This window comes from Streptomyces beijiangensis, assembly GCF_017315755.1.
Classification (GTDB): domain Bacteria; phylum Actinomycetota; class Actinomycetes; order Streptomycetales; family Streptomycetaceae; genus Streptomyces; species Streptomyces beijiangensis.
Genome location: NZ_JAFLRJ010000098.1, coordinates 1 through 21,065 on the forward strand (window position 1 = coordinate 1; position 21,065 = coordinate 21,065).

Below are 21,065 nucleotides of genomic sequence, written 5' to 3' on the forward strand. Positions count from 1 at the left end.
TGCCGTCGGCGCCGACGGCACCGACGTGTGGTGCAGGGGCGCGTGGAGCGGAGACGCTGCCAGGCGGGGCGCCAGGAAGGACCAGAGGGAGGCGACGCGCTCGGCCGAGAGCCAGCTGCGGTCCGCCATTCCGAGAGCGCCCAGGCCCTCCACGACGGCGACGATCACCGTCGTGGCGGCGTCCGCCGAAACGGTCTGCCCGAGTTCGCCCGCGACCTGCGCGTCGGCGACGAGAGCGCGCACCCGCTCGTGCCACCAGTGCAGCAGCTCGGAGCCCTTCTTGCGCGAGGGATCCCCGCCGAGCCGGAAACCGGCACGGACGACCGGGTCGTCGGTGAGGGCTTGCAGCAGACCGGAGCCGGTGTCCACGAGCGACTGCAGGGAGGTGCCGGCCGCCGAGCTCCGCTCGGCCAGCCGCGCGACCCGCTCGGCCGCCACTCCCTCCACCTCGGCGGCGAGAATGTCCTTGGTGGCGAAGTGGAAGTGCAGGGCGCCCTTGCTCACTCCCGCGCGCTCGCTGATCTCGGGCAGGGAGGCGAGAGCGTAGCCGTCGTTGGCGAACACCTCCGCCGCGGCGCGGATCAGAGCCTCACGCGTGCGCGCCGCCCGAACCTGCTTGACCATCACGACCACCCCCAAAACAGACCGCGCGCGCGGTATTTTTCTGAGCACTTCGTGTTCTTGTGCTTCGACTGGCGAGCGGGCATGGGAAGAGCTCACGGCTCGGGCGGGCGGCGCGGGGCCGCGACACCCCTCGCGCGCATGCCAGAGGAAGGCTCGAGCAGGGTAACCCATTTGCGAGGTTTATAAAACCGCACGGATGGTTTTCTAAGCGAGAACACTTCCGCTCAGCCCCTGCCGCGCATTCCCTTCGCCCCGTATTTCTGATGCCGGAAACATTAAGTTGCATTCACTGATACTGCAACAGAGGAAATACTGAGAAGGATCATTTCCGCTGGCAGTGGCCGAAAAATCGTTGCATTGATGTTGAATCAAATGCAACATTCTGTCCGAGGTCGTTGCAACAGTTAAGAGAGATGCCCGCGCGGAGAGCCCGGCAGGTTGCACCGCCCCGGCCGGGCGAGGGCCGGGCAGCGGACGTGCGGTCAGGCGCCGACTGCCAGGGCCGGGACCCGGCTGACTTCCTGGAGGACCCGCTCGCCCCTGTCCGGCGCGATGTCCAGCTTGATCAGCGTGGCGGGGGTGGCGATGGCCGGAAGGATGTAGTTGAAGAGCGTGGAGATGCGCTCGGTCAGGTCCGCCCAGTTGCTGTGGGCCTCCGACAGGGCCTGCATCCCGATCCAGGACCCGACGAAGAGCTCCGCGGTCTGCTGGGGGTCGATGTGCGCCAGCACCTCGCCCTGCTCCTTGGCCGCGGCGACCCTCTCGCGGACGACCTCCATCCACGCGGGCCAGGCGCTGCCGAACATCGCCCGCCCCTGTCCGTCGGCGGACAGCCGGATGCCGGCCAGGAGGACGACCTCGTGGGGGATCCGGGCGGCGAGCGTCATGGAGAGGTCCACCCACTCCTGCAGCTTCATCTCGCGGGGCACCCAGTGGTCATTGGTGATCTGGGACTCGAGGACCCCGCGGGCCAGGGATTCCTTGGACTCGAAGTGGAAGTACAGGGCCCCCTTGGTGACTCCCGCACGCCCCAGGATCTCGGCGATCGTCGCCGCCGCGTACCCGCGCTCGGCGAACACCGCGGCGGCAGCCTGGATAACAGCGTGCCTGGTCCGTACCGCACGCTCCTGCTGCGCCATCCGACCGCTCCTCGCGCGAAACAAAACCGAACGTCAGGTACCTTACCTGACTTGTCTCCGCCGCGGCATCACCAGGCGGTCCGGCCCCCGTCCACGGCGAGAGTCGCGCCCGTCACGAAACTGGCCTTGTCACTGCAGAGCCACGCGGCCGCCTCCGCGACCTCAACCGCCTCGGCGATGCGCTGCTGCGGTGCGGACCGGTGGGCCCGCTGCTCGGTCCCCGGGACGGTGAACCAGTCGTCGGTCATCTCCGAGCGGGTCAGGCCAGGGGCTATGGCGTTGACCCGGATCCCGTGCTCCGCGTACTCCACGGCCGCGGCCTTGGTCAGCCCGATCACCGCATGCTTGGACGCGATGTAGGGGGCGCCCACCGAGGAGGCGACCATCCCTCCGACGCTGCTGGTGTTGACGATCGCGCCTCCCGTACCGCCCGCGATCATGGCCCTCAGCTCATGGCGCATGCAGTTCCACACCCCGCGCACATTGGTCTCCATGACCATGTCGTAGGCGTCGTCGTCCAGGAGGTGCATGGGCGATCTGGCCAGCCCCACCCCGGCGTTGTTGAAGGCGGCGTCCAGCCGGCCGTGGCATTCGACGACGGACTCCACCAGGCGGCGGACCTCGTCGTCACTGCGTACATCCACCACGCGGTAACTCGCCTCGGCGCCCTGACCCTCCAGTTCCGCGACGAGGTCGCGCAGCGGTTTCTCCCGGCGCGCGGTCAGGACGACGGTCGCGCCCTGATCCGCGAACACCTGGGCCGCACCTGCCCCGATACCGCTGCTCGCACCGGTGATGAGCACGATCTTGCCGGCCAGTGCGGCCTGGGCGTCACGCATCGCAGGAGACCTCCGGCCGGACCGCGCCGAGCGCGGGCACGAGTTCCGGAACGAGCGCCGTCACCGGCGCCGGCTCGTCCGCGTCACGCCAGCAGGCACCCCGCGCGGCCTCGGCGTCGATGGTGCGCAGCAGTGCCTCGTCGACGTCGTACAGCGAGCGCACCAGGTGTCGTACGCCCGCCTCCCGCATGAGGGTCCGCTGGAAACTGTGCGCGAAGTCGCTGGGGTGACCGATGAACGGCACGTCCAGCTCCCTGGCCTTCTCGGCCACCTTCGCCACGTCGTCGATGAAGACCGCCTCCTCGTAGCCGAGGCCGAATCGGTCACGGACGATCTCCTGCACACCGGGGCGGAAGCCGTTCGTGCAGACGTATCCGGGCTCGGTGAAGAAGGACGAGGCGGCGCCAAGGTGCTCGTCGAAGTGGCTGCGGTCCAGGCCTCCGTAACAGATGACCTCCAGTCCCGCGCCGCGCAGTGTCCGCAGCAGGGCGACCGCGCCGTCGAGGAGCCGCACGGGGTGCTCACGCAGATACAGCTCACGCCGGGCGAAGTAGTCCTGGAGCAGCTCCTGCTCGCTCGCCGTGGACCCGATCGCCGCCCCGAGTATCCGGGCGGCCGCCTTGCGCGGCTGCGACAGGATCTCCCGCTCCAGGTCCAGTGTGTAGGCGCGCCCATGGGCCACGATCATGCTGTGGATGACGGGGGTGAAGGTGTCGTTCAGCAGTACGCCGTCGATGTTGACGGCGGCCAGCCGGAGCGTGCTCAGCAGCGGGGTCATCCTGGTCTTCCTGTCCTCGTGGGCTGAAAAAGTCTGTTCCGGCAGCAGCTCCAGGTGCGGAGACGCTGAGTCGCGCAGAAAAATACCGCAGAAGCGGTTTCATGCAAATACGGCAAACGTTCACTTGGCACTACTGAGAACTTTTGGCCCGGCCTGCACCCTTATGTCCGGCCGTAGTTGGGTGCGTGACCGATCGGACGAACCAGGCAATAGAGGATCATTGGTTCACCTTCCCCATTCCCTTGACCAACTCTTTACCTTTTGGCTCATCCAAGAAAACCGGTAGGTTCGTATCTTATAGCGCACCAGGGCTTCTAGACGGGGGATCATCATGCGATTGACTGCCACCGGTGGCACAGAAATGCCCAGACTTCCGCGCCTCACCACGACGGTCCCCAAGGAGTACGTCCACCGGGCCGGACTCGCCGAGGTCTTCCTCACCGGTTGTACGGCCCATGACGACCTGAGGTTCTCCCTCACCGGCCAATGGCCGCGGGCCCACACGTACTTCAACAGCTCCGACGGCTCCAGTCACGACCCGCTGCAGGTCGCGGAGACCATCCGCCAGGCCTGCATCTACCTGGCGCACACCGGGCTGGACGTGCCCCTGGGCCACCAGTTCGTGATGTGGAACCTCAGTTACACGACGGACCTGAGCCGCCTGTGCATCGGCTCGAACCCGACCGACTTCGCCATCGAGGCCAACTGCACCGAGCTGAACCGCCGTGGGGACGCGGCCAGCGAGATCCGCATGGACCTCGCCATCTACCGGGACGGCAGTCTGCTCGCCCACGGGGCGGGCCACTACGGGCCCCTGCCGCCCGCCATCTACAAGCGAATACGCGGGAGACGAGCGACGGGCCCCCTGGACGAGGCCGACGCGGCCATCGCCGTGGACACCCACGCCCTCCCGCCGGCCTCAGTGGGCCGGACCTCAGCTGCCGATGTGGTGCTCACGGCCACGGACCGCCCGCGCCGCTGGCTGCTCACACCGAACCTGAACCACCCGATCCTCTTCGACCACAGCGCCGATCACGTGCCGGGCATGGTCCTGATGGAAGGCGCCCGGCAGGCGGCTTCCGCGCTCGTCGGCCCGCAGGGGTTCATCCCGGTGAACGCCTCCAACTCCTTCTGGCGTTACGCCGAGCTCGACCGCCCCTGCTGGATCGACGTCACGCAGACGGCCTCCGAGAGCGGCAACACCATGACGGTGGAGGTCACCGGCCGCCAGGACGGCCACAGCGTCTTCTCCTCGACCATGACGGGGCCCGTCAGTTAGAGCCCGTCAGTTAGGCCCGTACAGAAAGAAAACCTCAGCAGGGCCGGGTGAGAGCGCCGGCGAGGACCCCGGTGAGGACCTCACCGGCACAGCCGCTCCGCCTTCACGACGCCAGGTCGGCAGTCCGGCCGTGGGCACTCCCCCGCCGGCTGTCGAGCCGGCCGGCCGGGGACCGCGCCTCCCGCACCACCGCGGCATCGCCGCCGCGCAGCGCCAGCCGGCGGGCGGCCCGCAGGAGCGAGGCCCCACGGGCCGACTGCCCCCGCTCGCGCAGTACATGCGCCTCCTCGAAGAGGTCCCGGACCGTGTGGTCCAGCAGTTCCCGGTCCGCTTCCCGCAGGCAGTCGTGCGAGCCGTCCGCCACCAGTGCGAGCAGAGGGGCCGCGACCGCGACCGGTGAGGCGTCCGTCGCGTGCAGGGCATGCGCGGCACGCAGCCGCAGCCGCGCCCTGTCCTGTGCGTCGCTGCCGGCGAGGGCGGCGGCCCGCACCGCGGGCTCCCGGCGGCCCAGACCGTCGAGGAGGCCGCACGCGCGCAGCGCGTCCAGACCGGTCAGTGCCTCGGGGGCGCCCCCGTCCACCAGGGCGTCGAGAAGAGTCCCGCGAATCGGATGGTCGCCGAGGACGGCGAGGGCGCGGGCGGTCGCGACCGCTGCCGGGCCGCTGCGGCGCAGGCAGTCGGTGAAGGCGTTCGCGAACAGGCCGTCGCAGGACGGCTGCTGGAACACGGCGTTCTCCGCGAGCAGCGCACGCAGCAGCTGGGGATTGCCGCCGCTGAGGCGGTGCAGGCGTGCCGCCGTACGGGCCAGGCCGGGGCCGGGCGTTCCGGTCTCGGCCGCGAGGGTCCGTTCCACGTCCCCGGGGGAGAGCAGGCCCAGCCGTACACAGTGCACATGCGGACGGCGCAGCACCGCCTCCGTGAACAGGGCTTCCCACCGCGTGCCGTGGGCCGGGGCGGTGAGGACCAGCACGATCGGGGCGAAGGGCATGTGGTGGGCGAGATTGCGCAGGTGCCGCAGCGACTCCGGGTCGGCCTGCTGGACGTCGTCGACGCAGAGCACCACGGGCCCCGTGGCAGCGAGGGCCCGCAGGTCGTCACGGAACGCGGCGGCCGCGCTCTCCGGGTGGCAGGCGGTGTCCTCCACGAGGGCACCGCTGCGGGCGAAGTCCGGCCGCGGACCGGTCAGTTCACGGATGACGCCCCACTTCTCGCCGGGGCGGGCCGCGGTCGCGTGGAGCACATGCGCTCCGGCGGCACGCGCGCCTTCCGCCACGAGGCCGAGCAGTGCGGTCTTGCCGCAGCCCGAGCCTCCCTTCACCAGCAGTACCCGGGGCCGGCGCGCCCGGCAGGAGGCGAGCACCATGTCCTGGACGTCTCTCTGTGCCGTTCCCTGTGCTGGTGACATCTCGTCCCCCTCGTCGGTCGGTCCGCTGGCACGGGGCAGCCTCAGGCCACGGCCCAGGAAGCCGTGCTGAATCCCGGCGCACCGGCCGCCGGTGCCCTGCCCTGGTCCCAGACCGGGTTCATCGCGGTGGAGACGATGCCCCACAGGTGCCCGGCCGTCAGGGACCGTACGGGGACGGTGAGCTGGCCGGCGAGGCTGACGCCGAACGCCGACTCAAGTGCGCCGACCATGCCCATGAGCGCGATGGAGTCGAGTCCGTACGCCTCCATGGGCAGGTCGGCGGCGGGCACGGCGTCGGTGCCCAGGCCGGGCAGGCTCTGCCGCAGCACCGTCTCGAATTTCGCGTTCCACGGGGTGGCAACCATGGGGCGGGCTTCCTTCCGGCCGTCGGGGTTCCACGCGAGATTCCGCGTGCTGCCCCGACGGTGCCGTGTGCCACTCAAAGGAGACTGGAAGGAGACTCGGCCGCCCACGCTGCCGCGCCTCTCACAGCGGCAGCGTGATCCCCATCTCCCGCATCGCCCGCGAGGGCGGCCCGCCCTCCGAGCACTCCGTCTTGTAGCCCTTGCTGCCCGGGGCCAGGGTCCGCGGGTCGACCGCCTCCGCCGGGGCGGAACTCGCGTACAGGCCCGCGGGATCGGAGTCCCGATCGTGCGGCAGCAGCCAGAACACCCGGCGGCGGAAGGTCCCCGAGGAGCGGGACGCCTTGGCCTGCGGACCGAGCACCGCGAAGCCGACCATGCGTCCGTCACGGTGGTAGGCGGGTCGGCCGCGCCGGGTGGGCAGCCGGTCCAGGCTCTGGCGTACGTAGTCCAGGGCGTCGATGTCCTCGAGCCAGACCAGGTCGGCTTCCTGGGAGATCTCGTCCCCCTCGATGAGGGCGCTCATACGGTATCCCCGTCGGGAAGCACGGCGAGCAGTCCGATGCCCGGGTAGTACTTGCGCTGGTTGGAGAGGATCATCTCTTTCGGCGATTCCAGCCCCACCACCTCGCGGATGCGGGCGGCGAAGGCCCTGGACGAGACCGCGGGAGCCCCCTCGGTGTGACACCACGCCCGGTAGGCGGCGTAGAACTGCGCCTGTTCCGCCCTCAGTTCAGGGTGGAGCACACAGGATTCGCCGATGAACCGTCCGGTGTGGTCCTCGGTCTCCGCGTACGCCGTCGTGGCGATGCGTACCCGTTCGGGTCCGGTGAGGTCCTTCTCGCCGCGCAGATAGCGGCGGGCCCCGTCGATCAGCCAGTTGAGAATGCCCGGTCCCTCCTCGGTGACAAGGATGTCGGCAAGGTTGTCGACCTTGCGTTCGTCCGAGACGACCCGTTCGAACGGTATGAGCCGCATGCGCCGCCAGAACGCGAAGCCGCCGCTGCCCACCTCGGGCCGGTGGTTGCCGAGCAGCCAGAGTTTGTGGGTGGGACCGAAGGAGAAGAAGTCCTGCCGCATCCGCCGCGCCTTGATCCGGTCGCCGCCCGTGAGGAGCTTCACCCGGGCCTCGTCGAACTTGTCTCCCGGCTTGACCTCGCTGCACACGATGACCCGGCGCCCGTGGAGTTCGGCGAGGTCGGTGGGGTGGCCCTCGTAGGGGCGGGCCATCAGGAAGCCGGGCGGGGCCGCGTCGGCATAGTCGCCGAGCAGCTTCATCAGCACGTCGAGGAGCACCGACTTGCCGTTCTTGCCCGAGCCGAACAGGAACGGCATGACCTGTGCGCCCACGTCGCCGGTGACCGAGTAGCCGAGCATCAGATGCAGGAAGTCGATCATCTCGGCGCCCTGGGGGCCTTCGCCGAAGGTGTCGGTGAGGAACCGCATCCAGCGCGGGGTCGGCATGGCCCGCGGCGGCAGCGAGGTGGCGCGGGAGTGGAAGTCCTTGTCCGGATCGGCCCTGCGCAGGGTGCCGGTGCGCAGGTCGACGATGCCCGCGGGGGTGCACAGAGCGTACGGATCGGCGTCCAGCAGTGCGGCGTTGAGTACCATGCCGGGGGCCGATCTGGCCTGGGTGAGCATGGCGTTCATGCCACTGGTGGACAGGGCGCGGCGGCGGTGCTGCTGCAGGGCGGCGGCGGAGTACAGGCCGCGGGGGTCCTCGGTGGCGATGGTCTCGGCGAGGTCGCCGGCGGCCCACACCACGGTGTCGTCCTCGTCGGTACGCCAGCGGTTGCCGTCCCAGCGGTACCAGCCCAGGCCCGGCACGTGCCGGTAGTCCCCCGCGTACAGCCTGACGAACAGCTTGGCGTTGCCGCGGTCGGAGAGCGTGTCGGGCAGCAGCCCCTGGGGGACGGCGAACGCGTCGGGGACTGCGCTGCGCGGCTGCGGCACCTGCAGGGACGGCTGTGGTTGCTGGAGCGGTTGCTGCAACGGCTGTGGTTGCTGGGGCGGGGGCTGGGCGCTGACGAGGATCTGGGCGGCCACGGTCTCGGCGTCGAAGTTGAACAGGGTCTTGTCGTCATGGGTGCTCAAGGCCGGCTCCCGGGAGCGAGGGGATGCCGTTCCCCGGCGCGCAGGCCGCTGCGGATGATGCCTTCGCAGCGCCGTGCCTGCCCGGGGCGTACACCGGCGGCGAGTTCGGTGAGGGTCCTCTCGGCCTCGGCCCGGGAGAGGTGCCCCGCGGCGACGAGTCCGCCCGCGGTGTACGCGGCCCGGTTGAGCTTCTCGGAGAACGCGGCGCCCTCCGGCACGGCGGCGCAGTCCGCCACCTCGGACAGGACCTTCCCCAGCGCCTTCGGTACGCCGCTGCGTCCGCCCGCGGCGGCGACGGCCTGGCGGGCCCTGGGCGGCGGAACGGTGCGCCACAGCGGGGTCCGGCGGGCCGGGGCGAGGTGCCCGGTGCGTTCCAGTTCGGCGGCGAGCCAGTCGGGGAGCAGGGCGGGCTCGCGGACGGTACCGACGGGCGTGTAGGCGCCGTTGGGGGTACGGACGCCCGGGGCGACGATGTAGCCGCCGTGTGCGCGGATGTCGACCTGCCAGGCCAGGGCGCGGCCACTGCCGGAGCCCGTGGAGGACTGCCAGCGGTGTCCGGGATGAGCGCGGTACCAGACGTGCATCCCCCCGGAGGGCGTACGGACGCGCAAAGTGCCCGTGTCCGCGGCAGGGCTCCCTGCGCCGCGCAGGGCGGCCAGCACCCCGAGGGTGTGGAAGCCGTTGGCGAGCCCGGTGAGGTCGATGCCCTCGGCGATGGGGATGCCCGGCAGGAGACGCGCGCGCTCGGGAAGCGGCTGTGCGTGCGCGTCGATGTCGATGACGACCAGCCCCGCGGAACCGCAGGCGACGCCCACGCCCGGACTGCCGCCGGTCCCCCACCAGCGCTCGATGAGGACCGGATCGAGGGTGGCCGCACGGAAACCGTGGCACCAGCGGCCGTTGCGCAGACAGGGACAGTCGTCGCGGATGTGTCCCGGGGCTCGGCAGGCGTCGCAGTTGCCCACGGGGGTCTTGCGCCCGGCGGCCAGCGGATGGACCGGCCAGCCTTTGCTCGCGCACCACTTGGCCGTCGCCAACGACAGACCGCTGAACGACTGTTCGCTGCGAAAAACCCGCAGCTCAGCAGTCATGTGTTTCCCCCGTCAGCGACTCAAGCGACTCAATGTCAGAAACAGGTTAGCGAAACCGGTGTGAAAATTCGTGCGGTTGGGGTCCGTGGGACGATCGCCGGCCCGGACGTCCGGGCTCTGGGGGCAGCGACTGGGCGCTGCTTCGGTCGCTGCCCGTCCGGCAGGAGAAAAGCGCAGCTCAGGGAGTGTACGAAAGCGCGAACAGCGACTGAAGCGACTCAAGGTCCCTATATATGAAACGCACGCGCATACACGCACACGCGAATGTCTCCGTATACCTGGACCTTCGGTCGCTTCAGTCGCTGTTCGCTCCGGATCACGGCTCTGACCAGCTGTTTTCCCTGAGACTGAGGAGCGACCGAGAAACCTCCCGGTCGCTCCGGCTTCGGTCTCCCCCCGGCGGCCGCCCTCAAGTGAACCTTGAGTGCCCATGGAGTGCTGCCTGAGCGCGGAGTGAACGAGGGCTGCTCCGGTCGCTTTTGCGACGATCCCGGAGTCCGGTCGCTTGAGTCGCTCCCGCGCAGCGGCCCGGACAGTGTCCTTATGCTGCACCCGTGAACACCAGGAGCATGCTGCAGCCGACGGAGCTCGCCCTCGGCGGTTGGGAGCAGCCCCTGCGGCCGCCTCTGCCGCGGGAGCAGGCCCAGTTGTGGCGCATCGACCCCGTCGCGTTCGGGCCCGCCGTACAGCTGTGGGCCGACGCCGTGCTCGACGACGGTGAGAAGGCCAGGGCCGCGGCCTTCCGCGACGCCGGCGACCGCGCCACCTACCGGGCCGCCCACACCGGACTGCGGCTCCTGCTCGGCACGTACCTCCGCACGCTCCCCCGCGACGTACCTCTGGACCGGCTTCCGTGCTCGTCGTGCGGGCAACCGCACGGGCGGCCCGTGGTGCGCGGCCACGACGTGCATTTCTCGCTTTCCCACAGCGGCGACATCTGTCTGCTGGCTTTCGCTGCCTCCCCGGTCGGCGTCGACGTGGAGAAGGTCACCTCCCCCGAAGTTGCGGACGAGGTGGGACCGACGCTGCACCCGCGGGAGACGGCCGAACTGCGCGCGTACGACGCGGCTGACCGCGGGATCGCCTTCGCCCGGGTCTGGACCCGTAAAGAGGCCTATCTCAAGGGGCTTGGCACGGGTCTGGGGCGTGCGCTGTCACTGGACTACCTCGGTGCCGCCCCGCAGGGCTCCACGGCCGTGCGGGGCTGGACGGTCACCGACGTGTCCGTGGGCGAGGGCCACGCCGCGGCCCTCGCCGTACGCGACATCTGACGTACTGAAGTGCTCAGGATCCGGCGGGCACTATCTCCGCGGTCGCCTGCGACCGGGCGGTCTTCGCCCCGGTCTTGCCCGGCTCCACCGTGCGGGGATCCACGGCTTCGAGCGGTGAGCCGACCTTGTAGGGGCATTCGGGGTCGTCCGGCCGGTTGGGGCGGTCGTGCGGCAGCAGATAGAACGTCCGGCGGGCGAAGAGCCCGCTGTCGGCGCTCCGGGGCGCTTTCGGCAGCAGGTTGGAGTAGCCGATGAGCCGGCCGTCGCGCTCGTAGCGCGGCTTGCCTTTACGCGTGTTGACCTTGTCCAGGGCCTGCCGGACGTAATCGAGGTCCTCGGTGCTCTCCAGCCAGACGACCTCGGCTTCCTGGGCGAGATCGCCTTCTTGCGGCATCGCGCTCATGAGGCCTCCTGATGGTCTGCGGCCGGGCGGCGGTCTGCGCGCGTGGCGTGGGCTCGGCTCGGGTGTCGGCGTTCTGTACGGGGTGGTACGGGCACGCATCGTCCATCGTACGGTCGCGGCGCGGTTCCCTGCTTGGCGCAGCGGCGCCTCACCGGACCCTGTCCGCGGTGGTGTCGGTGCCGTCGGGGAGCAGGGCGAGGCCCGGGTAGAGCTTGGTGGCGTTGTTTTTGATCATGTCGGCGGGTGAGGAGAGGCCGAGTTCCTGGCGGATGCGGCTGGCGAAGGCCCTGCTGGTGGCGGAGCGGATCCCCTCGTCGGCGCACCAGCGCCCGTACGTCTCGTAGAGGAGTTTCTGCTCGACGCGCAGGTCGGGGTGGGGCCGGTCGTCGGTGCTCGTGATGCAGCGCTCGGTGATGAAGCGCCCGATGTGGTCCTCGGTGGTCTCGTAGGCGGCGGTGGCCACGCGGACGGAGGCGGGGCCGTTGAGCGGGTCGCGGGTGGAGAGGTAGCGGCGTGCTCCCTCGATCAGCCAGTGGAGGATCCCGGGGCCTTCGTCGCGGACGAGTTCCGCGGCGAGGTTGTCGATCTTCTGGGCGTCGGGGACGCGCCGCTCGAACGGGATGATCCGCATGCGCCGCCAGAACGCGTGTCCGCCGGTGCCGACTTCGGGCCGGTGGTTGCCGAGCAGCCAGAGTTTGTGGGTCGGGGTGAAGGTGAAGAAGTTCTGCCGCATCCGGCGGGCGGTGATGGTGTCGCCGCCGGTGAGGAGTTTGACGCGGGCTTCATTGAAGGTGTCGTTGGGCTTCAGTTCGCTGCAGACGACGATGCGGCGGCCGTGCAGTTCGGTGAGCTCGGTGGAGTGCTCGGTGAACTTGCCCTTCTCCATCAGGAATCCGGGCGGGGCCGCGTTGGCGTAGTCGCCGAGGATCTGCATCATCACCTCGAGGAGTACGGACTTGCCGTTGGCTCCCGAGCCGAACAGGAAGGGCAGGACCTGGGCCCCGACGTCGCCGGTGACCGAGTAGCCGAGGAGCAGGTGCAGGAAGCGGCTGGTCTCCTGGCCCTTGGCGTCGTTGCCGAAGGTGTCGCGCAGGAAGCTCTCCCAGCGGGGAATCGGCATCTGCCGGGGTGCGACCGTGGTGGCGCGCGAGTGCATGTCGGTGAGCGGATCGGGCTTGCGCAGCTCGCCCGTCCGCAGGTCGACGACCCCCGCAGGGGTGCACAGGGAGTAGATGTCGCCGTCGAGGACATCGGGGTCCAGGCGCAGACTCGGCGCGGCCTGGGCCTGGTAGAGGAGTGCCTTGAGCCCGGAGGTGGACTCGGAGTGCTTGCGGTGGGAGGCGAGTTCCCGGTCGGTGAAACGCCCCCGCGGGTCGTTGGGCGGGATCTGCTCCGCCATTTCGCCCGCCGCCCAGATCGCGGTCTCCTCGCCCCCGGTCAGCTTCCAGCGGTACTCGTCCCAGGAGTGCCAGCCCATCCCGATGACGTAACGGAACCGGTCGCTGTAGAGGCGGGCGAACAGCTTGGCGTTGCCCCGGTCGGTCAGCGAGTCGGGCATCACTCCGAGCGGGACACCCGGCTGGGGGCGGGCATCGGTCTGCTGTGCCGGGAGCCGCGGGGGCTCCGGCACCTCGAAGTCGAAGGCCTGCTGCCGGATCTGTTCGGCGGCGACTTCGGCGTCGAAGCGGGCGGGCTCGGCGCTCATGAGCGTCCTCGGGGGTGGAACGGGCGCAGGGCGCCCGCGGACAGTGCGGACTCGATGATCGTGAGGTTGCGGCGTTCCTGGGAGGGGCGCGCACTGCGGGCCGTCTCCAGCAGCAGTTCCCGCGCTTCGTGTGCGGCGAGGTGGCCGCCTTGGACCAGGCCGCCGGCGGTGTAGGCGGCTCTGTTGAGTTTCTCGGTGAAACTGGCGCCCTGCGGAGTCGCCGTACAGGCTGCGACCTCGGCCAGGAGCGGGTCGAGGAGCTGGATGGCCGCAGGACCCGCCTGACGCTGCCGGGGGGCGGCTCCCGGCGCGGGGCGGGCAGCCTGAAGAGGCATGGCCGTCGGGACGTGGCTGGTACGGACGAGCTCCGCCGCCAGCCACCCGGGCAGGGGCGCCGGCCACCGGGAGCCGTCCACGGGGAGGTAACGGCCCGCTGCCGTACGGGTCATGGGCGCGACGATGTATCCGCGGTCCGCACGCACGTCGACCTGCCAGGCGAGCGCGGTCTTTGGGCTGGACCCTGTCGAGGACCGGTAGCGCACCAGGGGGTCAGGATTCCGGTACCAGATGTGCAGCCCGCCCGAGGGCGTGCGCACCCGCAGCGTCGTGTCGTCATCGGTCGGATTCTGCTGGCCCCGGAGCGCCGCCAGCAGGGCGAGGGTGTCGAACCCGGTTGCCAGACCTGCGAGGTCGACCTGGGGGCCGATCGGGATGCCCGGCAGGAGACGGGCCCGGTCGGGGACCTCTACCGCGTGTGCGTCCACATCCAGGACGACCAGGTCCGCAGGCCCGCAGGAGACGCCCACGCCGAAGCGGGGCTGTGCTTCCCACCAGGAATCGATGCGGCCCGGATCGGTGGTGGCGGCATGGAAACCGTGACACCAACGCCCCTTGTCCCGGCAGGGACAGACGCCGGGCGCGTGCCGGTCCTCCCGGCAGGTCTCACAGTTGGCCGGCGGCACCTTCTGCCCCGGCGCGAGGGGATGCACGGGCCAGCCCGCCGCAGCGCACCACCGCGCGACGGCGTGGGGCGCGACGGACTCCCCAGGAACGGGCCCAGGCTGGCGGAACACGGTCGTCCTCTGTGTCGAAAAGAGCTGCGTCGAGCGGTATCTGGTGCTGGTCCCCAACGGGCGTTACGGGACTGACGGGACTGACGTTTCCAGGTTGGCGGACCGAGCGTAACGCACCGCATGTACGCCCGAAGTAGGGGCTGCCCGCGTGTTGCGGGAAATTGAGTCCCGTCAGCCCCGCGTCCGTGGGGAGCGGGCTTGTTCAGTCCCGCGGGTCTGGGACCGCTTTCAGTCCCGTACAACAGATGCCCAGGTCAGAGGCGTTCCCCGCTGGAGGCACGGGACTGACGGGACCGGTTGCGACAGTTATCAGCTGCTTGGAGTAGTGCCTGTACAGGTATGCGCGCGCATACGCGAATTACCCAGAGAGAAGATAACTACCAAGTTGGGTCCCGTCAGTCCCGTGCTTTTGGGCGAGAGCGGCGCTGACCTGGTCTTTTCTCGGGACGAAGTAAGCGGGACTGAACCCGTACGGGACTGAACGCCCGGGCCCGTCGCGCTCCTGCGCGGGCAGCGGTGTCCGGCGTACAGCTGACGCTGCCGGCGCCTGTCGCAGCGTCAGCCGATGCTGCGGAACGGTCAAGAACAGCGCGTGCCGTGCAAGACGTCGGCGGCATCGTCCTCATCGACGTGGACACCACAGGCGCGCAGCGCGAGGCACTGTACGTCGAGCACGCCGGGGGTGCCGGAGCGCCGGCGACGGCTGAACGTCATCTTGTGGCTTAGGCGGCGCTCTGGACGTCGGCAACGAGCACGCTCCCCCGCTGGGCGGGTGGTGTGGCACGGCGTGCACGAGAGAGCGCGATGTCGGCGCCGGTGCGAACCGTGCAGGGCGGTAGCACGCAGGCGCCTGCGTCTGGCGAATCCGAACATCTGCCCTGACTCCCCTCGTTGCCACCCGAGCACCATTCCCCGCGCCGGGCAGAGCGCTCGCTGCTCACATAACTCGTTGCACGGAAACGACCGGATAGACGCGGTCCGAAGGGTGGCCCCCCTGCCGCTAGGCTGAAGCGTTGAACACCAATCGGGGGAATGCCGGACCGGCCCGTGCTGCTCTTCGGGGTGTCGTTCGCCTGGGCCGCCCTAGCGGGCCGCGCCTGGTACCGGACCCGGCCGGAGGTGGCCACCCCTCGCGTCCACCACCGGCGACCCGGCGGGCCTCGCGCTGGCGGGAGCCTTCGGTGGACTGCTCTGGCGGGCGCAGTGGCCGGCCCGCGAGGAACGCAAGCGAGGCACCTGGCTGTTGTGCCTGAACGCGCCGCTGCGGCCCTCCCCCGACGACCCCGCACTCGCCCTCTACCGCGAGGTGCCCTTGCTCCGCGACCGGTTGCTCGACCGATGCGAGCCCACGGACCTGGGGCGGCCTGAACGATGGCCGTCCGCAGATCGTCACCCTGCGTCGCTGCTCTGCGGGATGATGTCCGCCGTGAACACCGAGATACTGATAGGCGTCATGAGCCTGCGGATGAGTCGGAGATCGCTGTCGGGCTGTTCGGATGTTCCAAGCGCCACCGGGACGGCACTGAACTCCACGTCATCCACGTGGAGGACAAGCGAGGCTCAGTGCCCCCGGCCTGAGCAGCCGCGCTTCACCGAGATCCCGGAAAACCGGTGGACCCTCCTCACCTGTGTCCTCCCCCACGTGCGAATTGCTTGAGGCGGCCAGGCTCCGCAGGACATGCCCCCGTGGGGAGCGGTGACGGGATGCGTGACCACTCCACTCCCATGCCGACGCGCTAGAAGAGGCGCTATAAGGCTCCTCATATCGCGTCCTACAGTGCGTGCGAGGCGAGCCGTGATGTTGCGGAGCAACACCTCCGCGGCGCGGTACGGCCAGACGTGGGTACTTCGCCGCATCTCAGCGCGTTGACCGATACAAGTCTTAAGTCCTATTTAATGTGCAGGGGTTCGACTCTCATGATCTAGCGCATGGAGTGATCCCTATGCCGACCCAAATGGTCCCGCTCGAGGTAGGTGACCTAAGCGGGGTGAAGCGCGCACTGCGCCGTCGACTGCAACTCATCGCCGACAACTCGCTCGAACGCAAGGTGATCGTCGTCATCAACGGCAAGGGCGGCGTCGGGAAATCCTCCCTGTCTGCCGCCTTGGCCGTCGCCTTCTCCAAGATCGGGAAGAAGGTGCTGCTCGCCGAGATGGACGAGCAGGGCAACAACAGCGAGGACCTGGGATTCTCCAAGGGCGCGCTCGCGGACAAGGGAGCGGCCCAGGCAGCGGCCATCCTCGACGGCAAGCCGCTGTCCCCGACCGGGCAGGCGCGTCCTGGCCTGTACGTCCTGCCGGGCGGCGAGATGCTCGAAGACATCGTGGAAGAGCTGTACTGCCAGCGGCGCCTGGCCGCGCGCATGGACGACCCAGAGGACCAGGCCGCCTGGATGGGCATGTACGCAGCCGCCATCGATGCCGTGCGCGACGACTACGACGTCATCATCCTCGACGTCGCCCCTGGCTCCGAACCGCTGCAACTGCAGGCGCTCATGGCCGGCGACATGGTCGTCATCCCCTCGAAATCGGACCCCTCCTCACGCAAGGGGCTGCGGACCGTGGCCCGGAGGTTCGGCATGGCCGCCTCGCTCAACGCGAGTCTGCGGCTCCTGGGCGTGGTCGTGTTCGCGACGAACACGTCGGCCACCCGGGTGCAGGAACAGATCAAGGAACAGCTGGCCGGTGACCTGAGAGGAGCCGCCCCCGTATTCGAGCAGACGATCCGAGCGGTCGAGTCCGCTGCCGTCGCCTGCCGGTCACACGGGAAGGTTCCCCAGGAGATGCGCAACAGCACTGACATCGACCCCAGCCTCCGGCGATCGATGAAGGGGCTGGCCGGCGACTACCAGTCGCTGGCCGTCGAGATCCTGCAGGAGTGGGTCAGGACGTCCAATGAGTTCGAGGAGACGGCGTGACGAAGGCGACCACCAAACGCGACGATCTCCCGGAGGACGACGGCGTACTCGACGCCTTCGCCGCCGCGGCCAACGCGGCACTGACTCCACGACGCCGCACCCGACAAGGAGCAGCGACCACCAAGACGACTGAGCCGACGACAGTGGTGACGACGCCCCCCGTGGGGGAGCCCGATCCTGCATCAGTCGCCGAAGCACCCGCACCTGCGCCGGCCACGTCCGTGCCCGGGCCCGCGGGGGAGAGCCGTCCCGCCGCACATGACAACATGCCCGCCGCCATCGTCGCGCCCCTCCAGCGACGAGAAGCGGCACACACCGGCCCTCTGCAGATCCCCGACTTGGGACCGCTGGGGGCAGAGCCCACCCAGTGCGTGATCATGGTCGGTGCTGAGGTACGCAAGCGGTTCGAGTACTACCAGGCGAGCCAGCGGCAGGAGACCGGCCACGAGCCGACGAACGCGGTCGTGGTGCGACGAGCCGTGCTGCACTGCAAGAAGCACGACCGCTTCGCCCAGCTCCACGAGGCGCTGCGCCATCAACGCCAAGTGAGCCTGGGGGAGGACGACGACCCGGACGGCCTGTTCGCCGATGTGCCCACCCGCCGGGTCGAGCGCGGCCGCATCAAGGACACGGTGCAGCAGTCCTTCCGGCCCTCCCGGCAGGAGCTCGGCGTCATCGATGCCATCGTCCGTACCTGGACGTTCCCCACCCGATCCGACTTCCTCAACGCAGCCCTGGATGACTTCCTGCCGTCCCTCACCACGGGCAAGGTGCGCGGCGGGCGGTGAGGGGTGCCGACCGGGGGAGTGGGTCCGTACCGAAGGTGCCCCGATGACGGTGGCCCTGCCCCTCTCGTAAGAGGGGCAGGGCCACCGTCTTGTTCTTAACCGGGTTAAGACGCCCCCTGTCTTAACCCGGTTAAGCCGCACCAACTCCCGGAGCCGGTGTCCCGGCATCAGTCTTAACCGGGTTAAGAAGTGGGTCGTCTGCGAGTGTGGGGCGGCCTCAGTGCCGGTCGGGGGAGTCGCCCCGCCCCCGTGTTCACGCACGTTCTGATCCGTGCGTCTTGCGAGCGTCTTAACCCGGTTAAGACGCCCAGCGGTTCGATCACGATGCTGATGCGCCGTCTGCCAGGAGTACCGCCAACTGTGAGAGGTGGTCGGCAGACATGTTCTTGCGCAGGACCTGGATCATCTGGGCCGGGTCGTCCCACGGAACGTCTGGAGCCGGTGTCCCGGCGTCTGTCTTAACCGGGTTAAGAACGCGGGTGCCTGCGGGTGTGGAGCCCGGCGTGCTCTCACTGCCCTGAGTGGGTACGGGGATCTCGGCAGTTGCCACCGAGGTGCTCTGGCCAGGAGTGTCGACTGCGCCCACGCCCGACGCGGCCGCCGTACTGGCCCTCGGCTTGCGAGGCTCCTTAACCCGGTTAAGAGCCTTCTCCGCCTCAGGATGCTGTTGCGCGGCAGGGAGGCGCCCGATGCGCCGGCCCTCCTTGACCTTGAGCTCCCCCGTCTCGATCTTCTCCTGAAGGTCCTCGGGCAGTGACAGCAGAGCCAGCCGCTGCGACACCCAGGCCTCGGTCTTCCCCAGCCGCCTGGCGACAGTGACCTGCTTCTCGTGCTTCTCCAGGAGCTCCTGGATCGCCTTCGCCTGGTTGATCGGCGGTACATCAACGCGATGAATGTTCGCGATCAGCGCCGACTCGAGGATGTCAGCAGCACTGGTGGCGAGGTCGTCATTGACGTCGATACGCAGCTCGGGCAGTCCCGCCAGTGTGGCGGCGGCCAGGCGCCGGTTCCCGTCGATGACGACGTACTCGGCATCCCCGAGCGCCTCCTCCTGACCGGGGTGCACGGTGAGGAAGACAGCCCGACGTACGACGGCGACGGGCTGAATCTGCCCCTTCTCCTTCAGCGAAGCGGCCGTCTCCTCAAGGTCAGTGAGCTCGTCGCGCGGATTGAACGGATTGTGTGCGAGGAGGTGAAGGCGTGCGGTGGCGGGGGGTGCGACCCCATCGGTCGCCACCCCCGTGGCGGCGGCAATGGCCGCGCGGCGGGAGCTGACGGGCTGCGCCCGGGCGAAGGAGGCTGATGCCCTGAGCTTGTCGGCCTTACTCACGAGATCTCCCTGGCGAGTGCGCGCATGGCGATGGACTGGTCGCACTTGGGTGCGTAGGACAGCAGAGGCTGCTTCATGCGAACCGCCTCTTTCTGTTCCTTCAGGTCGCCGACGATCGCCACCACACGCGGATCCTTTATGTCCATCCAGGCCTGCAGGGACGAGGTGGCGATGAAGCCCCGGCGAGCGTCGTAGAGGTTGACGACGATTCCGAGGTAGTCGATGTCCAGCCTCAAGTCGTCGCGCAGGTCATTGATCTGGGAGGTGAGGAGGTCGTAGGCGTCAGCCGATGAGTCCTCGGCCTGGACGACGATGAGAGCCCCGGACGATCCGGGCGCTTCTCCGTCGCGTCGGCGACCGTAGTAGACGGCGGCATCCATGCTCAGGCCCAGGCTCGGCGGGCAGTCGACCAGGATGACGTCGTAGGAACTCTCCAGGGGAGCGAGGGCACGCTCGAGGGCGGCTTCCCGGGCGCGGACCGTGGAGAGGCGAACGTCCAGGAGGAACGCGTCCGTACACGACGGCAGCAGGTGGAGACGGCCCCCGAAACGCTCGTCGTCGATGGGAACGACCAGGTCCTGGATGGGCCCCTTGCCCTCGCCTGCCATATGGCTCGTCAGACTGTCCGCGCCCATGGCGAGGGGGGAGCAGCCCAACTGCTTGGTGAGGTGGCTCTGCGGGTCGAAGTCCACCAAGAGAACTCGGAGCCCCAGCCCGGGGAGGTCTTCGAGGTCGAGTGCCGAGGCGTCGTCCGAGAGCGCGGCGAGTTGGCGGGCGATCCGGACGGGGTAGAGCGAGTTGGAGTCCTCGGCGAGGGCTTCACCGGCACCGGCGGTGATGGCTGTCTTCCCGACGCCGCCCTTCTGGTTGCACACCACGACGCGGCGCACCACCACCGGACGCTGCACGGTGGGCGGTGGATTCTTCTCCAGCCACAGGTGGATCGCCTGTGCGAGTCCCTGCACGAGGGAGACGCCGCGGTCTTTGCAGTGAGCGCGGAATGTCTCCCACTGGCCGCTGGGAAGCCAGGTCGAGAACGGCTCGGATCCGGTGGTTTCCACGGGGGACGGAGCGGAAGCCAATCCGCTCCAGTCCGTGATGCCCGCATGGACGGCATCCTGGATGTCCACGCCGAGTTGAGCAGTGCGGATCTTCAACTCCTGGCGGAGTTGCGGCGGGAGCTTCGAGACGATTTTCTCGCGATCGCCCTGGGGCGAGGGTGTGGTCATGGGAGCACCTTACTAACTTTCATGATCTACTGATGCGCTGACGCATGGTTTGGTAACTACTTGACGGAGAGGGCATGGAATTCTCCTCTCGGCCGTTCGGCAGGCGCCCAGTCGAGCTGACACGTACGCACCGACTACTGATCGGTGTCGTCGTCGCCGGTGCGGTGATAATCGCCGGGATCGGATTCGCAGGCAGTTACGCGGCGGTGCGCAAGCTCGCCGAGGAGAAGGGCTTCGGGAACTTCTCCCTGGTCTTCCCCATCGGTATCGATGCGGGCATCTGCGTACTCCTCGCCCTGGACCTGCTCCTGACGTGGATCCGGATCCCCTTCCCGCTGCTGCGCCAGGCCGCCTGGCTGCTGACCGCGGCCACGATCGCCTTCAACGGCGCGGCCGCCTGGCCCGACCCGCTCGGCACCGCGATGCACGCCGTCATCCCGATCCTCTTCGTGATCTCCGTCGAGGCGGCCCGGCACGCGGTGGGCCGGATCGCGGACATCACCGCGGACAAGCACATGGAGGGCGTGCGCCTCACCCGCTGGCTGCTCTCCCCCATCCCCACCTTCCGCCTCTGGCGGCGGATGAAGCTGTGGGAACTGCGCCGCTACGACCAGGTGATCCGCCTGGAGCAGGACCGTCTGATCTACCAGGCCCGCCTCCAGGCCCGCTACGGCCGCGCCTGGCGCCGCAAAGCCCCCGTCGAATCCCTCATGCCACTGCGCCTGGCGAAGTTCGGA

General features: G+C 69.2%; 19 protein-coding genes. 5 read left to right on the plus strand and 14 right to left on the minus strand.

What is annotated here, in order from left to right; all coding sequences use genetic code 11:
• The 4 genes from J0695_RS11205 to J0695_RS11220 all read right to left on the minus strand — a co-directional run.
• Positions 1 to 624, minus strand: a 624-nt coding sequence (locus J0695_RS11205) for a ScbR family autoregulator-binding transcription factor (protein WP_206961768.1), incomplete at its 3' end; no start/stop codon positions are given.
• A gap of 482 nt (positions 625 to 1,106) precedes the next feature.
• Positions 1,107 to 1,763 (minus strand): ScbR family autoregulator-binding transcription factor, encoded by a 657-nt coding sequence (locus J0695_RS11210; protein WP_206961769.1) that lies wholly within the window; start codon positions 1,761 to 1,763, stop codon positions 1,107 to 1,109.
• Between the two features lie 68 nt (positions 1,764 to 1,831).
• Positions 1,832 to 2,602 (minus strand): SDR family NAD(P)-dependent oxidoreductase, encoded by a 771-nt coding sequence (locus J0695_RS11215; protein ID WP_206961770.1) that lies wholly within the window; start codon positions 2,600 to 2,602, stop codon positions 1,832 to 1,834.
• Positions 2,595 to 3,380 carry an HAD family hydrolase gene (locus J0695_RS11220; RefSeq protein WP_242552509.1) on the minus strand — a complete coding sequence of 262 codons (786 nt, stop codon included), beginning with the start codon at positions 3,378 to 3,380 and terminating at the stop codon, positions 2,595 to 2,597. Before J0695_RS11220 ends, J0695_RS11215 begins: the two co-directional genes overlap by 8 nt.
• 361 nt (positions 3,381 to 3,741) lie before the next feature.
• On the opposite strand from J0695_RS11220, the gene J0695_RS11225 reads away from it, so the two are divergent.
• Positions 3,742 to 4,659, plus strand: a complete 918-nt coding sequence (locus J0695_RS11225) for a ScbA/BarX family gamma-butyrolactone biosynthesis protein (protein WP_242552510.1) — start codon at positions 3,742 to 3,744, stop codon at positions 4,657 to 4,659.
• Between the two features lie 103 nt (positions 4,660 to 4,762).
• On the opposite strand, the gene J0695_RS11230 is transcribed toward J0695_RS11225, so the two are convergent.
• The 5 genes from J0695_RS11230 to J0695_RS11250 form a co-directional block, all read right to left on the minus strand.
• Entirely contained in the window at positions 4,763 to 6,064 is a 1,302-nt protein-coding gene (locus J0695_RS11230; protein WP_206961772.1) for an ATP-binding protein, read from the minus strand.
• Between the two features lie 41 nt (positions 6,065 to 6,105).
• Positions 6,106 to 6,429, minus strand: a complete 324-nt coding sequence (locus J0695_RS11235; protein WP_206961773.1) for an acyl carrier protein — start codon at positions 6,427 to 6,429, stop codon at positions 6,106 to 6,108.
• A 121-nt stretch (positions 6,430 to 6,550) separates the two neighbouring features.
• The gene (locus tag J0695_RS11240) at positions 6,551 to 6,952 is read right to left on the minus strand and encodes a DUF6009 family protein (RefSeq protein WP_206961774.1); all 402 of its coding nucleotides are present in this window, start codon (positions 6,950 to 6,952) and stop codon (positions 6,551 to 6,553) included.
• On the minus strand, positions 6,949 to 8,379 hold the full coding sequence (locus J0695_RS11245; protein ID WP_372445746.1) for a DNA primase family protein: 1,431 nt from the start codon (positions 8,377 to 8,379) through the stop codon (positions 6,949 to 6,951). The genes J0695_RS11240 and J0695_RS11245 overlap by 4 nt, the downstream gene beginning before the upstream one ends.
• Positions 8,380 to 8,516: 137 nt before the next feature.
• Positions 8,517 to 9,611: a bifunctional DNA primase/polymerase gene (locus J0695_RS11250; RefSeq protein WP_206961775.1), complete on the minus strand. Its 1,095-nt coding sequence runs from the start codon at positions 9,609 to 9,611 to the stop codon at positions 8,517 to 8,519.
• A gap of 554 nt (positions 9,612 to 10,165) precedes the next feature.
• On the opposite strand from J0695_RS11250, the gene J0695_RS11255 reads away from it, so the two are divergent.
• Positions 10,166 to 10,882 carry a 4'-phosphopantetheinyl transferase family protein gene (locus J0695_RS11255; RefSeq protein ID WP_307798558.1) on the plus strand — a complete coding sequence of 239 codons (717 nt, stop codon included), beginning with the start codon at positions 10,166 to 10,168 and terminating at the stop codon, positions 10,880 to 10,882.
• 13 nt (positions 10,883 to 10,895) lie between these two features.
• Here J0695_RS11255 and J0695_RS11260 read toward each other — a convergent pair whose 3' ends face one another.
• The 3 genes from J0695_RS11260 to J0695_RS11270 form a co-directional block, all read right to left on the minus strand.
• Positions 10,896 to 11,285 carry a DUF6009 family protein gene (locus J0695_RS11260; protein ID WP_206961776.1) on the minus strand — a complete coding sequence of 130 codons (390 nt, stop codon included), beginning with the start codon at positions 11,283 to 11,285 and terminating at the stop codon, positions 10,896 to 10,898.
• Between the two features lie 148 nt (positions 11,286 to 11,433).
• A complete protein-coding gene (locus J0695_RS11265; RefSeq protein WP_206961777.1) occupies positions 11,434 to 12,990 on the minus strand; it encodes a DNA primase family protein in 1,557 nt (518 codons plus the stop codon).
• The gene (locus tag J0695_RS11270; RefSeq protein ID WP_206961778.1) at positions 12,987 to 14,063 is read right to left on the minus strand and encodes a bifunctional DNA primase/polymerase; all 1,077 of its coding nucleotides are present in this window, start codon (positions 14,061 to 14,063) and stop codon (positions 12,987 to 12,989) included. Before J0695_RS11270 ends, J0695_RS11265 begins: the two co-directional genes overlap by 4 nt.
• Before the next feature lie 1,988 nt (positions 14,064 to 16,051).
• Between J0695_RS11270 and J0695_RS11275 the strand changes: the two genes are divergently transcribed.
• A complete protein-coding gene (locus tag J0695_RS11275; RefSeq protein ID WP_206961779.1) occupies positions 16,052 to 16,981 on the plus strand; it encodes a ParA family protein in 930 nt (309 codons plus the stop codon).
• Positions 16,978 to 17,769, plus strand: coding sequence for a hypothetical protein (locus tag J0695_RS11280; protein WP_206961780.1), 792 nt, complete (start codon positions 16,978 to 16,980; stop codon positions 17,767 to 17,769). The genes J0695_RS11275 and J0695_RS11280 overlap by 4 nt, the downstream gene beginning before the upstream one ends.
• A gap of 319 nt (positions 17,770 to 18,088) precedes the next feature.
• Here the strand turns inward: J0695_RS11280 and J0695_RS11285 are convergent, their stop codons facing one another.
• Positions 18,089 to 19,099 carry a ParB/RepB/Spo0J family partition protein gene (locus J0695_RS11285; RefSeq protein WP_206961781.1) on the minus strand — a complete coding sequence of 337 codons (1,011 nt, stop codon included), beginning with the start codon at positions 19,097 to 19,099 and terminating at the stop codon, positions 18,089 to 18,091.
• The gene (locus tag J0695_RS11290) at positions 19,096 to 20,328 is read right to left on the minus strand and encodes a ParA family protein (protein ID WP_206961782.1); all 1,233 of its coding nucleotides are present in this window, start codon (positions 20,326 to 20,328) and stop codon (positions 19,096 to 19,098) included. The genes J0695_RS11285 and J0695_RS11290 overlap by 4 nt, the downstream gene beginning before the upstream one ends.
• Before the next feature lie 74 nt (positions 20,329 to 20,402).
• Here J0695_RS11290 and J0695_RS11295 point away from each other — a divergent pair.
• On the plus strand, positions 20,403 to 21,065 hold a 663-nt coding region (locus tag J0695_RS11295), incomplete at its 3' end, for a DUF2637 domain-containing protein (RefSeq protein WP_206961783.1).

Bases quoted from the DNA above. Each gene is read 5' to 3' on its own strand.
- J0695_RS11290 (WP_206961782.1), bottom strand. From the start codon at position 20,328: ATGACCACACCCTCGCCCCAGGGCGATCGCGAGAAAATCGTCTCGAAG.
- J0695_RS11220 (WP_242552509.1), bottom strand. From the start codon at position 3,380: ATGACCCCGCTGCTGAGCACGCTCCGGCTGGCCGCCGTCAACATCGAC.
- J0695_RS11260 (WP_206961776.1), bottom strand. From the start codon at position 11,285: ATGAGCGCGATGCCGCAAGAAGGCGATCTCGCCCAGGAAGCCGAGGTC.
- J0695_RS11250 (WP_206961775.1), bottom strand. From the start codon at position 9,611: ATGACTGCTGAGCTGCGGGTTTTTCGCAGCGAACAGTCGTTCAGCGGT.
- J0695_RS11240 (WP_206961774.1), bottom strand. From the start codon at position 6,952: ATGAGCGCCCTCATCGAGGGGGACGAGATCTCCCAGGAAGCCGACCTG.
- J0695_RS11225 (WP_242552510.1), top strand. From the start codon at position 3,742: ATGCCCAGACTTCCGCGCCTCACCACGACGGTCCCCAAGGAGTACGTC.
- J0695_RS11230 (WP_206961772.1), bottom strand. From the start codon at position 6,064: ATGTCACCAGCACAGGGAACGGCACAGAGAGACGTCCAGGACATGGTG.
- J0695_RS11265 (WP_206961777.1), bottom strand. From the start codon at position 12,990: ATGAGCGCCGAGCCCGCCCGCTTCGACGCCGAAGTCGCCGCCGAACAG.
- J0695_RS11210 (WP_206961769.1), bottom strand. From the start codon at position 1,763: ATGGCGCAGCAGGAGCGTGCGGTACGGACCAGGCACGCTGTTATCCAG.
- J0695_RS11235 (WP_206961773.1), bottom strand. From the start codon at position 6,429: ATGGTTGCCACCCCGTGGAACGCGAAATTCGAGACGGTGCTGCGGCAG.
- J0695_RS11215 (WP_206961770.1), bottom strand. From the start codon at position 2,602: ATGCGTGACGCCCAGGCCGCACTGGCCGGCAAGATCGTGCTCATCACC.